This is a genomic window from Emticicia sp. CRIBPO (assembly GCF_009905725.1).
GTDB lineage: Bacteria > Bacteroidota > Bacteroidia > Cytophagales > Spirosomataceae > Leadbetterella.
The window spans coordinates 229,561-244,507 of sequence record NZ_JAAAKV010000009.1 but is presented as its reverse complement, the minus strand read 5'-3'; the positions used below and the strand labels follow the sequence as shown (position 1 = coordinate 244,507).

The window sequence follows — 14,947 nt, the reverse complement described above, 5'->3', positions numbered from 1 at the left end:
TTCAACAGTTTACGTGTACAAAATACGGGGAAGGGGATGGGTGTGTTTTGATTTTGCGATGACAGTTGGGTAATTGAACTCCAATTACACCAGAATTAACAACTAACGCTAATTTGAAATTACTTGAAGGTCTTGATATGTCGGAGACCACCCCGTCCACAATTCGTATAGTTTTTAGAAGATAATTATTTCAGGGTTTGAAATACATTGCCGCTATTTCATCGAAGATATTCTTAAATTCAGAAGAACTGATTTTAATTGTAGTTATGATGGCTACACGGACATATATAGTGGGTGAATGCACAGATATGTTGACAGCACTGACATATATAGCGGGTGACCGCAGAAATATGGTAACAACCGCTCTCCGGCGTTTCGATCGCTTAAAGATTAGTTTGTCCCGCTCAGCTGTCCAGCGTCTCCGACGCACCGGACGGCGTCCCCCGGTCTCCGACCGCATCCTGTCCATCCTGAAATCCTGTCCATAAAAAGTCAGAACTTCTGATCTCCCGTTCAATTATTCTGGTCTCCCGTTCAATTATTCTGGTCTCTCGTTCAATTATTCTGGTCTCTCGTTCAATTATTCTGGTCGCTACTTCAGTTATTCCGGTCTCTCGTTCAATTATTCCGGTCGCTACTTCAGTTATTCCGGTCTCTCGTTCAATTATTCTGGTCTCTCGTTCAATTATTCCGGTCGCTACTTCAGTTATTCCGGTCTCCCGTTCAATTATTCTGGTCGCTACTTCAGTTATTCTGGTCTCCCGTTCAATTATTCTGGTTGCTACTTCAGTTATTCCGGTCTCTCGTTCAATTATTCTGGTCGCTACTTCAGTTATTCCGGTCTCTCGTTCAATTATTCCGGTCTCTCGTTCAGTTATTCCGGTCTCTACTTCAATCTTTCTGATCACTACTACATATATCAGATTTTCTATTGTGAGAATTGTTGCGGTAGGTATCTCCCCTGGCATTTACTCTTCGTAGATTCACTTCCAAATCCGGCTGATCTCTAGGCTTGTCATCGCTACCCGGTCGGGATGATCCACTTCGGGGGGCATTTGCAAATCAGAAGCATTTATCTGTTGCTCCGCCGTGGTTTGCTTCATCCCGCCCATCCTGAAATCCTGTCAATAAAAACACCAACCCCGGCGGTCAGAAATTCAACCTGACCGCCTGCTTCCAGTTTCTTAAAACCGGCGTCATTCTGACTTTTCTCATTTCTCCTTTAAGATATTCGAACCTGGCTTCTAAGGTATTGGGTGTTCCCGGTGCTGGGTTGTAGAATTTCATCAGATCACCCGGGAAACCTACATTCATCAGGTGCAGGGAGTCGTTCTGGCGGAACAGCTCCTTCGTAATCAGCACTACCGCCTCCTTTTCGCCCATGTCGGCCGGCTTGGTGTAACAGATGTAAAAAGGTATTTTACGGCTGAACAGGTAAGCGGTTATTTCTTTCTTGATGTTTTCCGGGATGGGCTTTTCCGGCGGCATCATCCTGACCATTTCCCTGAGATACCCCAGGGAATCAACCCGGCAGAACATCAGGATTTCTTCCTCACTTTTCAGTAGTTTTTTGATAAACGGCTCTCCCTTCAGGTCCATCATAGCCTCAGTAAACAGGACAGAGTTTCTGTTCAGGCAGTTGCTGTCGAAACTAATCCTGTTTTGTGCCGAAATGGTAAAGGTGCATAGCATCAGCAGCAGAATTTCAAATTTCATATATTCTGTACTTTATCGTAAGTGCTTCCCAAAGGTCTGACCGGATTTCAGGGGTAATACCTGCCGATCTTCTCCACAATCGCCTTGCGAAGCTTTAGCGGCTCGATAATACCCATCTGCCTGAAGACGATTTCTCCCTGCGGAGATACCAGGATGGTGTAAGGTAAGGCCCCCTGCCACTTCGGGTCCACGGCCTCTATCAGCTCATATTTGTTCTCGTCTCCGAAGATGTAATTTTTATTGGACGCGTATTTCTTTTTAAGGAAATTAAGGGCCTTATCGTGAGAGACTTTTGCATCGAGGGTGACCGTGATAAATTCAAATTCACGGCCTCTGTACATCCGGTCTGATTCTACCAGTGAACTGAATTCCGTCACGCAGGGGCCACACCAGGTAGCCCAGAAGTTGATCAGGCGATAGTTGCCGGAGCCGTTTTTGATCAGTTCTTTGATTTTTGGAATGTCTGCCTGTTCAAGACTGACAGCTTCTTTTTTCCAGCTTTCCACTTCCTGTTTTTTCCATTCCATTTTAGATTTCCACTTGACAGAGCAACCGAAGACTTTGGTTTCCGGAGTTTTAACCGCCTGGCCTGCCAGCATCTGGTCTACTGCTTCTTTCAGGTCAAATTTTTTGGCTCTGCCGATGTGTTCGTCATCATCAATCCTGCCCACATATCTCAGGATGCGGCTTTTGTCAAATACAAAGGCCTGTGGGGTGGTAACAGGACCATATTTTTCAGCCACAGCCTGTGTATCACCGTCATACAGATACGGGAAGTTATAAGCCTTGTCTTTGCTTCTGATCTGCATTTCTTCAAAACTGTCGCTCAGGTCGGTATAGCCCAGCTCATCAAACCTCACCGCCGCATCTGAATTCGGGCTGATGGCTACCAATTGCACCCCTTTACTTTTATACTGACTCGTAAAGTCTTTGATCCGGTCTTCATAGGCCTGGGCGGTAGGGCAGTGGTTACAGGTAAAAATGATCACGAGGATGTCGGACTTGCTGAAACTGGCCAGCGAGTAGGTTTTGTTGTCGGTCCCCTTCAGCGAAAAATCAGGGGCTTTGGAACCGATCTCAAGTGTTTTAAAATCCTCTGCCCTGGTTGGCAGACCAATCAGGAGGCCGGAGAACAAAAGGATAAAAGAAAAGAGAATTTTCATGGTTATACGGGGTTGAATATTTATAACGAATTTAATAATAATTTTCATTTTAAATAGTGCTTGTCCGTAATTTCTCCGCCTGCTTCTGCTCTTTTATTTATTTTAAAGGGTTCTTTAGTGGTAATTTATCCTTTCATTGATCTTTTTTGCCATAAGGAGCTTTTGCTTTAACATCCATTTCTCCTTCTGCAAACGAGTAGGGAAATAAGGAAGCTTATAGCTCCCAAAACCTCACCTGGGTATCTTCAAAATCGCCTTCTGCCTCCCATCAATGTACCTGAAACTCTGCCCGTCAAAATACCCGTTTTCTTCCAGCATGATCCTGATGGTCTTTTTCCATTCTTCTATGCGGGTAGCGGCATTCAGTTCTATAGAATAGGCCGTGTTGGGCAGCAGCGGGTAGTCTCCCGGGCCGATCGTCTTGCCCTGGTTGTCCCACATGCCGATGGTTGGTCCTGCGGCATGGCCGTGCAGCCCGATCGGGTGGGTATAAATGGTGCCGTTGATGTTCTCTTTCTTGCTTTGTGCCAGGGCATTGGCCAGTATCTGGTTGCCACTCATGCCGGTTTTGAAGTTTTCAGTCAGGATTTCCTGCAGGCGGTTGCCTTCTTTCATGGCCCCGGTCAGATAGGCCGGGATTTCCTTTTCATCCGGTTTCAGGACATAAGCCAGCTGCTGATGGTCGGTGTTGAGCCTTAAATAGGAGATGCCAAAATCACAGTGCAGCAGGTCGCCGGGAATGATCACCTGTTTATCCGGTTTTTTGGAGAAGGTGCGGAGGTGGTCAAAGTTTTCAGGGTCAAACCGCTGCACATCTACCGTCGGATGAAACCAGGTTTCCAGTCCCAGGTCCGTCACTTTTTGTCTCAGCCACCAAACCACGTCATCAGTGGTGGTGACACCCGGTTGTATTACTTTTTCAGAGAATGCTTCGTCGATGATGCTGTGTGATATCTTCCCGAGCATTTCATACAGGACCACTTCTTTTTCGGTGCGGGTCTCCAGCCAGCCCACCGCCAGGTTTTCTGCTGAAACCACCTTTGCTTTTTCTGCTTCAGGGAGTTTTTTCATCAGCTCACCATGCTCTGTGTAGGTGAGGCCGTCGGCATGACCATAGTTTTTAGAGAAATCGAGCCCAATTTTCTTAGGTTTTTTCTGGGCAATGGTTTTAACCAAGGCGTCCCATTGGTCGGGATAAGTATTGAGGTCCCACTCGCCTTTGAGGAGGTTCCCGACGTCATACCGGGCAATGGCCAGTCTTTCTACAGCCTGCCCGTTATCAAAGAATACAAAAATAGTCCTACGGCGGGCCGACAGCCAGACTGACGGCAACATCGTTTTCATGACCGGATCTTCGTTATATTCCCTTGAAATAATGATCCACATGTCTATGCCTTCTTTCCGCATGAGTTTCGGGAGCAGGTTCGTCATGCGGTCTTCCAGGATATCGTCGATCACTTCAGCCCTTTTCTTTTCAGGGAGAATCACCGGGTAAGTCTGAGCACTGAGCTCTGAAACCAATAAAAGCAAGAATAAAATACGCAGTTTCTTCATTTAAGTTCAGGTTGTTGATGATGTATGTAATCACCATCAAGACATGGAGGACATTTAGTTTTATCAACGCCTTTGTGTCCTTTCCGTCTTAATGGTGAACTTCAGAGGGAATATTTACCAGCCAATCCCGTAATCTTCCCCGTGGTTACTGGACCCACCCCAGAAAGTACCGTGAATCCAGTCGAAGTAGATGGCGTTGATCGGTCCGCTTGTGCGTTCCTGGTATGATAGTTTATAGCCCATTCTTGATAATTCTTTTCTTGACCACGGTGGCATGGCATTGTTGAGAATCAGCCCGCCGCGGGTCTTTTCGTGTGCTCCGAAACTGCCATACATCTGTAGGGTCTTGAAGCTTGGTGCCTCGGTAGCTTCCTGCACGGTCATGCCGAATTCTACCATATTCAGAAAGAATTGCAGTAACAACTGATCCTGTTCATCACCCGCCTGCTTGGCAAAGGAGATGTAGGGTTTGCCGTCTTTCAAAGCCATGCTTGGCGTCAGGGTCACCCTCGGTCTTTTGCCTGGTTCCAGCACGTTGAAAGGGTTTTCGTTGGCATCCAGCACAAACGACTGCATTCTTTGACTTAATCCCACGCCGGTGTTGCCTGCAATACAAGCCGGTAACCATCCGCCACTCGGGGTAATGGAAACTACCCAGCCTTCTTTATCCGTGGCTTCCACAGAGGTGGTTCCGGCCGTAAAGTCTTCCATATATTTATCATTCGGGCCATTCTGATCGTGTCTGTTGGCAGAGGCTTTGGTGTTTTCCCATTTGTTCAGGATGTCCAGGTAAGGATTGAGTTTGCCTTCGAAAGGGTAGGGGTCGCCCGGGCGGACAAGCGAGTCATTCACCACCCAATTGATATTTTTGATCCTTTCTTTTGCATATTCTTTTGATAACAGACCTTTCATGGGTTCTTCAGGGGCAAAAGCCGGGTCACCGTAATAGAAATCACGGTCTGCAAAGGCCAGGTTCATGGTCTGATAAAGGGTATGGATGTACCTTGTTGAGTTGTATCCCATGCTTTTCAGGTCAAAGTTTTCCAGCATATTCAGGGTTTGCAACATCACGGGGCCCTGGGTCCATTGCTGCATTTTATAAACCTCTATCCCTCTGTAAGTGGTCATCATCGGTTCTTCGATTTTGACTTTCCATTCAGCCATGTCTTTTTCCGTGATCAGGCCACCCTGTTCCTGGGTTCCTCTGGCAATTTCTTTGGCGATATCCCCTTTATAAAAACGGTCATAGGCAGCATAGATCGCATCCTTACGTGTTTTGCCTTTTTTCAAGGCATCCTGCTCGGCGTCCACCATTTTCTGAAGCGTAGCCAGCAGGTCTTTCTGAACAAAAATCTCTCCGGCTGAAGGAGCCTCTCTTTTCTCGCCAAGGTGCGGCAGGAACACCTTTTTTGAATAAGGCCATTCTTTTATTCTTCTTTTGCCCTGCTCCATGGCGTTGGCGGTCTGGGCTTCAATCGGATAGCCTTCGGCCAGCTGCATGGCAGGTGCCAGTACTTCTTTGAGGCTCATGGTGCCGTATTCAGCCAGCATGGTAAGCAAACCACCGGGTGTGCCCGGTGTGGTAGCTGCCAGCGGACCATATTCAGGCGGATATTTCATGCCTTTGTTCTTGTAGAATTCTACCGTAGCTCCTGTCGGGGCCACGCCCATGGCATTGATCGCGATCACTTTTTTAGTTTTCGGGTTGTAGATCAGGGCCTGGGTTTCGCCTCCCCAGCTGAGTACGTCCCACATGGTACAGGTGGCGGCCAGCATGGCACAGGAGGCGTCGATGGCGTTGCCGCCCTTACTGAAAATCATCGCTCCGGCAGTCGCTGCAAGCGGTTTTCCGGTAATTGCCATCCAGTTTTTGCCATGTAAAGGGGGTTTCTGGGTGGTGACGGGGAAATTATTAAATGACTGGGCCCACGCACCGGAAACCGTTGCAGTAAGGGTCATAAGGCTGATAAAGAGTTTTTTCATATCGTTTAATCTGGTCAAATAAATGTTTGGGATGATGTCTGAGTGTGGGAATCATAAATTTAAGACTAAAACCCGTAAAATACTCAGGCTGGGGTTAAAAAATCAGTCAAATTCGAGGTAAGGCTCCAGTTTTGTAATTACTGCCTCGTCCAGGGTCTGAATATTCCGCAGGTCTGCTATGGAATTGAACCTGCCGTGTTGTTTCCGGTAATTGATGATGGTTTTAGCCAGGTACCCTTTGAGATAAGGATGCCTGAATTTTTCAGGACTTACAGAATTGATTTTGATTTTATTGACCGGTGCCTTTACAAAAGTGTATTTCCTGATCTCTTCCATCGCTTCAGGGCTCACCCCGTAGGTTTCTGCCACCTGGTCTGTGCCGGTGAATCCTCCGAGCATATCCCTGAATTTAATGATCCTGGACGAGAGTACCGAACCAATGCCTTTGAGCATTTTGAGTTGGGTCGTGTCTGCCGTGTTGATATCGAATTTACTGATTTCCTTACTGAAAACCCTGGGGGTAAAACCCGGTTTCTGGCTTTCCTGGTAAGGTTCAGGTTTTGCCGAGAATTCAGGTTTTGATCCCGGTTTTGTTACTGATCTGGAAGGCAATTGAATATAATTTTCCAGGGCCGCGTAAACCTCCGGCTGGAAACCATAAATCCTGTTCAGGTCTTCTTTGAACCTGAACTTTCCGTTTTTCTTCCGGTAGTTGACGATCATTCTCACCTGCGGTTTAGCAATGCCCAGCGTCAGCAAATCAGATTCAGAAGCCTGGTTGGGGTCAAAAGCGAAATGTCTGACCGGTATCTTCCGGCTTTCCGGGTAATTGTCCCTTTTAAAATAGGGTTTTCTTTCTTCCTTTTCGGGTAAGGCGGTCTCTCCGAATTCAGTAATGATCACTTCGCCGGCTTTTTTGTCAAAAAACCAGCTAGCCGTCAGGGTAACCGTTAAAATAAGGAAAATAAAAGCGAAAAGTACCATCGCAGATTTGGCCTCTGCTATACTGAGATCTAAGCTCTCACGGAAAAATTGCCGGATACGGTTCATGTGGTTTTATAAAAGTTATGGATACAAAAAAAGCCTCGCGTAAATATACGCGAGGCTTTCATATAATCGAAATATTTTATTTCTTAAATTCTATGTTGCTGATACCATACAACGGTTTTCCTTCAGCAGCAGGGTTTTTGAATATCAGGTAAAGGTCAAGCGGCTGAGGCGTGGTTTCTTTGATGTTGATCTCAGAAGCCTTCATGGAAGCCTCATCTATGTTGAGAGTTCCTAGCAACTTGCCGGTTTTCGATCCGTATCTTACCTCAATAGTGCCCCCCGCAGTCTGGCCTTTCTGGCCCATCGCTCCAATGCTGATCTTGCTGATTCCGGTCAGGTCAATGGCACTGTATTTAGCGAAACCTCCGTCATTGGCTGTCAGCAGTTCGCCGATGTTCGGTACCGTAAACTTGGCTGTTTTATCCGCTTCATCATAAGCCGAAGCTCTGATCGAAGGACTTCTCAAAGCTACTACTTTGGAATTGGTGATCGGTCCGATTTCTTTTCCGCCTTTGTCCGTATAAGTAGCCTGAATCAGGTACGCACCGTCTTTTTTTGCTTTGTGATCTACCGCAGCATATTCACCTTTGGTTGGTTTTGAAACCTTTTTGGTGTCGTTGATTGACAGGATATAATCGGCCATGTCTTTGGCGTCAGATATGCTGTGCTGAGGGTGAGCTGCCATGGCTTGTTCGCCCCATACACCGCCGCCGCCATTGATGATCTTAGTGGTCAGCAATTGTATATTCTGAGCATTCTTCCTGTACTTTCCGGCAATATCCTTAAAAGATGGCCCGATGGATTTCTTATCGGCAGAGTGACAAGCCAGACAGTCGCTCAGCTCAATCTGTCTTTTTCCGGCTACAAACCCGGTATTTTCTTTGTGGCCTTGTTCAATGACTGTTTTGTCAAAACCTTCAAGGTAGTTGATGCTCACGACGACATCCTCAGGACTGATGCCTTTTACCAGGCTTCCGTCTTCTTTATCATTTACTTTTACTTCATAATCAATTTTATCGTCAAGGAAGAAAGTCTTGTTACCTTTGACAGCAATATCAACCGCCGGAACGGCATTGCCGACTTTGATTTTCAGGCTTTCGGTGGCAGTGTTGCCCAATTTGTCTTTCACCGTCAGCACCACGTTATATTCACCGGGTTTGGCAAAAGTGACGGTTGGGTTAGGCAGTTTGGAAGCAGGTACTCCCTTGCCGAAGTTCCAGTTATAAGTGATGGCATCTCCATCATGATCAATGGTTCCGGCAGAGCTGAATTTAACAGTAAACGGAGCAGCCCCTGCAGTCACATTTGAAGTAGCTTTAACGATCGGTTTGCGGTTACCGGGGTTGTACTCTATTTTCGAAAGCATGGCTTCTTCATTCTGGGCAAACCAGTTCATCCCGTATTCAAGTACATACAAAACCCCGTCTTTACTGAAGCTCATGTCCATCGGGTGGTAGAATTTGGTAGACGGCATGAATTTTTCCATACCGGTATAATTGCCGTCCTTATCCATGCTTACCAGGATAATCCAGTCTCTCATCCATTCGTAAGCAAAGAATTTGCCGTCAAAATAGTTAGGGAATTTATTGGGTGAATTGCTGTATTCCTCGCTGTTGTAAACCGGGCCGCCCATAGGGTTGCAGCCTCCTTTGCCCAGCAGAGGGAATTCTTTTGATTCGCCGTAGCTATACCAGATCATCGGTCTCTGGGTAGGAGGAAGCTCTGTTAAGCCGGTATTGTTCGGTGAATTGTTGATCGGCTTTAAAGGATCAGGTTTAGGCCCCGATACTTTTTTCTCGAAATCATAGGCATTGTAGGCGAAGTTATTTCCTACAAACAACGGCCATCCGTAATTACCGGCTTTGCGGGCCTGGTTAAATTCCACATAACCTTCAGGACCACGCTCAGGGTTTGGTTTTCCGGCATCCGGCCCTATATCACCCCAGTATAAATAGTCTGTTTTTTTATCTACAGCAATACGGTAAGGGTTCCTGTTACCCATCACGTAAATTTCAGGTTTTGTTTTCGGTGTTCCGACAGGAAATAAATTGCCTGCAGGAATGGTGTAGCCACCTTCCGGAGTAGGCGTGATCCTCAATATTTTTCCTCTCAGGTCATTGGTGTTACCTGATGAACGAAGGGCATCCCAGCCTTCGCGGCCTTTACCGAAGTCGGTTGGAGAATAGCCGTCAGAGGCAAACGGGTTGGTGTCGTCCCCGGTCGAAAGGAAAAGATTTCCTTTGCTGTCCCAGTCGATAGAGCCACCGGTATGGCAGCATTCCACTCTTTTGGCCGGGAATCTCAGGATCACTTTTTCGGTAGAAAGCAAAAGGGTGTCAAGTTTCTGATCATATACAAATCTTGAGAGGAACTGGTCTTTGTGTTCTTCGGTTTGAGGAGAATAGAACAGGTATACCCAGTTGTTTTTTTCGAACTGAGGGTCAATGTTTACCCCCATCAGTCCATATTCGAATTTCTGATACACATTCAGCTGGGCAGCCACTTTGGTCTTTCCGGTAGCCGGGTTCCATATTTTTACTGCTCCTTTTCTCTCCACGAGGATGACTTTGCCATTAGGCATAACCGCCATTTCGGTCGGTTCGTCCAGGTTTTTTACCAGGTTGGTTTTGATAAACCTGTTTTCTTCAGGGGCTCTCTTGCTTTTGGCTTTCGAATAATCCAGTTTAGCGGCCATCGCCCATTTGATGCCTTCCAGGAAGTGTTTAACCATCAACGGCTCTTTGAAGGTTTCAGGAGTATGGCCGTAATTGGTATAGAACGCCTTTCCGCCGTCAAATTCATGGTACCATGACATCGGGTGGAAATCACCCATTTTTCCTTCTTTATAGGAGTTTTCATCCACTTTGATCAGGAATTTAAGCAGGTCGGTTTTCAATGATTTGAAATCATAAAACTCATCTTTACGCTCGAATTCATCCGGCATGTGGGCGGTTGAAGGGTGAGTTTTGTCCAGGACGATCATTTTTCCGTTCTGTACATTGGAGACGTTCCTGCCGGGGTGGCTGGCAAAGTAACCTCCCATCAGGTCATTGTACCACGGCCAGTTGTACTCGGTGTCGGAAGCTGCATGGATACCCATGTAACCCCCTCCGGCCTGGATGTACCTTTCAAAGTCAGCCTGTTGGGCCGGTTCAAGTACATCTCCTGTGGTATTCAGGAAAATGACAAGGTTGTATTTTTTTAATTTTTCTTCTGTGAAGTCGTCACTGTTTTCGGTCAGATAAACGGTGAAGCCCTCTTTTTTGCCCAGGTCTGTCAGAAATTCCCTTCCTTCTTTGATAGAAGAGTGTCTGAAACCGGCGGTTTTTGAGAAAACCATGACGTTTTTGGTCTGGGCAAAGCCAGCCAGCGTCAGAATGCTAAATAATAGGATAAGATAAGTTTTTTTTGTCATTTTTCATATATCTGATAGAGGGGCAAATATAATGTAAAAATGACAATTATCAGGAAGAGAAATCGATTTATCAGTTAATTTATTGATGAGGTAATTTCAGAATCTGCGGAAAGTAAGCCTTAAGATATATAAGATGGGCTGCCCGGTAACATAAAGTAATTTTCAGGCATAAAAAAAGCCGGCAGAAGCCGGCTTTTAATGTAATATCGGGAGAGAAATCAAATAGTCTCTTCAGTTTCTTTGTATCTGAAAACCAGTTGGTCATCAAGGAATTCATCCAGGGAAACGCTGGTTGGTTTAGGTTGACGCTCATAAAACTTAGAGATTTCGATTTGCTCTCTGTTTTCAAAAATTTCTTCCAGGTTGTCAACACTTGAAGCAAATTCGCTAAGTTTCTGAGTTAATTCTTCCTTGGTTTTAATCGCCAGTTGCTGGGCTCTTTTTGAAACGATAAAAACAGATTCATAGATATTACCTGTTTTTGATGCAATTACATCGGTGTCTCTTGTTACGATAGATGCGTTAACTGCCATATCTTTATTCCTTATTTAATAATCAATTTGCAAAAATAGCACAAAATATTGAATCTTAGTCGATCAATCTCAATTTCTATTGTGATTTCTCTGTATTTTTTTCGTTTTGAGCCTTCACTTTAAATTCTTCTATCTCTTTTTCGATTTTCGCCACGTTGTCAAGCGACTTCTGTGTCTGGTCAAAAATCCTTACGACTTCTTTGCTGTACTGGCTTTTCGGGTATTTGTCAATAAAGCCTTCATACAATTTCACCACCAGGTCATAACGCTCTTTCTGCTTTCTGAAAACACTCAGGTCGGCATATTCGTGTTGGGAAACAAGCTGGATGTAAGCCAGTTCTTCGTTGTATTTCGAATCCGGAAAATCTCTTCTGAAGTTGTCAATCGTTACCACGGCTGCTTTGTAGTTCGGCAGGCCACCGTAAGAAGGCTGACGGGTTTTGTAATAAAGCTTGGCCTTCTCGTAAGCTTTCTGCTCCAGTCTGAAACGAAGATCTTTCAGGTCTTTGTTACAACTTTCGGCATATTTGCTGGTAGGATAGGTATTGATAAAGGTCTGCAGGGCATCAATGGCCGTCAGCGTTGAAGTCTGGTCCAGGTTATACTGAGGTGAGTCTTTAAACATGGAATAGGCATTCATATAATAAGCTTCTTCCGCAAAAGGGCTGTTATTATAGGTGGCATAAAATGTCTTGAAAAGGTAAGAACTCATCTGGTACTGTCCCTGGTAGTAGTTGCAGTAAGCATTGTAAAATTGTGCTTTTTCTGCAGTACTGTCCCCTTTGAGGAGTGGAGAGATTTCTTCCAGCAGAATACCCGCTTTGTAATAATCAGCTTTGTTATAATACTCAATCGCAGCTTTGTATTTTTCGTCCAGGGTGCCGTTTTTTTGAAGTCTGGAAAACTTTTTGGAGCAACTGATGCTCAACACGGCTAACAATACAACAAGGTATTTCGGGAAGTTCTTTAAATTCATGAAACAAAATTAATAAAAAGCTTTTCAATCATAACGTGTAAGAGGCAATTAAATTACCGGCTGTAAGATTATTAATAAATATTAAGGTGGTAATTGCCGGACGGGAGCATAAAAAAACAGGCATTAGTTGCGTCTGACCAGAAGCTTTTTAGTGGCGATTTTTTTGCCGTCAATGATAAGCTGATACATGTAAATGCCCGGATCCCAGCTTGCAGTCTGTAATCTGAGTCTTTCATCATTCTTATCGAGTTCATAATCAGCCACCTGTACACCGAGCAGGTTATAGAAGGTAATGTTGGCGGTTTTGAATTTTCCTGATACTTTGTAATCCACAAAAGCCTGGTCGTTGGCAGGATTGGGATAAATGTTATTCACCACCAGTTTTTCGTTTTTGAAAAACTTATCTGAAGAAGTTTCCGCCACCAGGTTAACGGCAGGGTTTGATTTGTCAGAAGCAGCGGCATTGTTTTGGTTCATCAGCAAGTCCCTGTAGAACTGATTGACAGCCTGCGATTTGTTCAGCTTGATTTCTTTGCTGTTCGGCTTGATGATCAGGGAGTTGACAGGGGTAGTGTTCAGATTGGTTTTCTTAGGTGTTTTACCGATGTCCAATCTTGATTTTGCAGTAGAGTTTTGTGCATAAGTATACCCTCCAACCGAAGTAAGGAGCATAAGGGCTATCGCTATTTTTTTTAGAGCAGATGTCATCCTTGGTAAACTTTTAGATCATGCAAAAACTTTAATTGTAAAAATAATAACAAAAATATACAATAATTTTTAGTATTTACAATTATATACGCTCTTTTTCTGCAAAAGGTTGTAAAATATTTGAAAAAAATATGCTTTTTTATTTTACGGTATCAAAAAAGACTCACATTTGAGTATTGAAATAATCGGATCTTGATCCTAATACCATTTTTTTATTCGGCTTCTGGTCAATTTTCCAGGTGAAATCATCGAGTTTTGATTCATTTGTTCCAATTTCTTTCGGAGGGATTAATTTTGACTCAGGATTTCCCAAAAAACTGATTTGTTTTACTTTCCTGTCTCTGAAGCGAAGCCGCATCTTGCTGCACTCCACCCTGTTGAGACCGATCATCTTATTTTTATCATCCAGGGCAAAATAGATGCTCTCGCCGTTTCCTTCCACATTGATCAGGTGAAGGGCCGACTGGTCATCAAAAAGAGCCTCAATGTCCCGCCCTTTGATCTGGTTAAAATTCCTGACGGTGTCTACAGCCACCACAAAACTATTGACGAAGAGTTTCATAGAACTCAGCCTGTTGTTTTTAAGGTATATCCTGATGGTGTCTGCCTCCAGCTGGTTTTCCTTGCTCCACAAAACCGGGTCGGAGGTGAAAACAATCATTGAATCTGTAACTTTATAGGTCAGCGAATCGCTGATACTCTGGAAGTCGTTTCTGAATACCTTGACGTTCCCTTTGGCAATCAGGTCTTTGATCTCTTTCTTTTTATCATTTTTCTTCGCCCCGGTTTTAGGGGCAGAGGCTAAAGAATCTTTCAGTTCATAGGCATACAAGGTATCGGCAGACATATAAAGGGTGTCCCTCCCTGTAATCTGCTCAACCACCGCTGAGCCCATTATCTTTGTCATCCCGATGTCCCCGAACCGCTCCCCTTTGTTGCCCAGGATTTTGACACTGTCTTCAAAAGAATGAAAGACGACATTGCCTAAAGCAAGTCCCGACTCCGTCTGATTGTCGAAATTCAGGGTGTCCGCTTCGAGGGTATATGATTCGTTAACGACCATCGCCCTGCCTTGGAAAACAGATTTCTTGGTTTTGATGTTGTAAGTGCCCCGGTTGGCCTTCAGGTCTCCGTCTTTACTTTTGATGACCGTAGGCGAATTGAAATACGCCAGCTTGGTATTGGAGTCGTAATCCAGCGAATCCGTACAGATCAGGAAGTCTTTGTTCAGGATTTCAACATCGCCGTAATATTTGAATAATTTCGTTCTTGAGTTATAGTACCCTTCATTACTGCTCAGTTTGCTTGAATCCTGCATAATCGTGCCGTAAACAGGGTAGTAAACCTGGCTGTTGTTCAGGTTATAATTCATTTTGGTGGTCCTCAAGGTCACTTTTTTATCTCTCAGCACCACACTTTTTCCATAAATCCTGGCCAGACGGGTATTGCCTTCATAAAATAGGGTATCACCGGTGATGGTCAGGCTATCTCCCTGGTTGATAATGATCTTGCCGTAGGCTTCGATCACATTCGTCAGCGTATTCTGGACAGCCATCTGGCAACCTAACAAAACACCCCTGTGCCTGAAAATCACGTTACGGTAGAATGTCCTTGTATGATTGATTTCATCTGCATTAAGACTGTCCGTATTAAGCAGTTCTACCTGCGATTGCGGACCAAGGTCTTTCGGCGGATTCAGGGGTTTTTGTCCAAACGCCTGAAAGCCTCCGGTCAGGTTTGCCAAAGCAAAGCAGATCAGGATAAAATGAATTCTGTATTTTTTTATGACAGAACAATTGTTGCTATTCATGACGTAAAATTAGTGTAAATTTGCTTTACAATTGTTTTT

The 14,947-nt window shown here is 44.8% G+C and carries 11 protein-coding genes; all 11 read right to left on the bottom strand.

Going from position 1 to position 14,947, the window contains the following annotated elements; all coding sequences use genetic code 11:
* Positions 1-404: 404 nt before the first annotated feature.
* Entirely contained in the window at positions 405-968 is a 564-nt protein-coding gene (locus GVN16_RS19550; protein WP_166565618.1) for a hypothetical protein, read from the bottom strand.
* Positions 969-1,149: 181 nt separating this feature from the next.
* On the bottom strand, positions 1,150-1,716 hold the full coding sequence (locus GVN16_RS19545) for a hypothetical protein (protein WP_166565617.1): 567 nt from the start codon (positions 1,714-1,716) through the stop codon (positions 1,150-1,152).
* 47 nt (positions 1,717-1,763) lie between these two features.
* Positions 1,764-2,879, bottom strand: a complete 1,116-nt coding sequence (locus tag GVN16_RS19540) for a redoxin domain-containing protein (protein ID WP_166565616.1) — start codon at positions 2,877-2,879, stop codon at positions 1,764-1,766.
* 231 nt (positions 2,880-3,110) lie between these two features.
* On the bottom strand, positions 3,111-4,433 hold the full coding sequence (locus tag GVN16_RS19535; protein ID WP_166565615.1) for a M24 family metallopeptidase: 1,323 nt from the start codon (positions 4,431-4,433) through the stop codon (positions 3,111-3,113).
* A 114-nt stretch (positions 4,434-4,547) separates the two neighbouring features.
* Complete coding sequence (locus GVN16_RS19530) at positions 4,548-6,416, bottom strand: gamma-glutamyltransferase family protein (protein WP_166565614.1); 1,869 nt, start codon at positions 6,414-6,416, stop codon at positions 4,548-4,550.
* A 102-nt stretch (positions 6,417-6,518) separates the two neighbouring features.
* Positions 6,519-7,466, bottom strand: a complete 948-nt coding sequence (locus tag GVN16_RS19525; RefSeq protein ID WP_166565613.1) for a ComEA family DNA-binding protein — start codon at positions 7,464-7,466, stop codon at positions 6,519-6,521.
* 76 nt (positions 7,467-7,542) lie between these two features.
* Positions 7,543-10,881, bottom strand: a complete 3,339-nt coding sequence (locus GVN16_RS19520) for a ThuA domain-containing protein (protein WP_166565612.1) — start codon at positions 10,879-10,881, stop codon at positions 7,543-7,545.
* Between the two features lie 218 nt (positions 10,882-11,099).
* Positions 11,100-11,414 (bottom strand): DNA-directed RNA polymerase subunit omega, encoded by a 315-nt coding sequence (locus tag GVN16_RS19515; protein WP_166565611.1) that lies wholly within the window; start codon positions 11,412-11,414, stop codon positions 11,100-11,102.
* A gap of 76 nt (positions 11,415-11,490) precedes the next feature.
* Entirely contained in the window at positions 11,491-12,390 is a 900-nt protein-coding gene (locus GVN16_RS19510) for an outer membrane protein assembly factor BamD (RefSeq protein WP_166565610.1), read from the bottom strand.
* A gap of 123 nt (positions 12,391-12,513) precedes the next feature.
* Positions 12,514-13,098: a T9SS type A sorting domain-containing protein gene (locus tag GVN16_RS19505; protein WP_166565609.1), complete on the bottom strand. Its 585-nt coding sequence runs from the start codon at positions 13,096-13,098 to the stop codon at positions 12,514-12,516.
* A gap of 163 nt (positions 13,099-13,261) precedes the next feature.
* The gene (locus GVN16_RS19500; protein WP_166565608.1) at positions 13,262-14,908 is read right to left on the bottom strand and encodes an OstA-like protein; all 1,647 of its coding nucleotides are present in this window, start codon (positions 14,906-14,908) and stop codon (positions 13,262-13,264) included.
* Between the last annotated feature and the right edge of the window lie 39 nt (positions 14,909-14,947).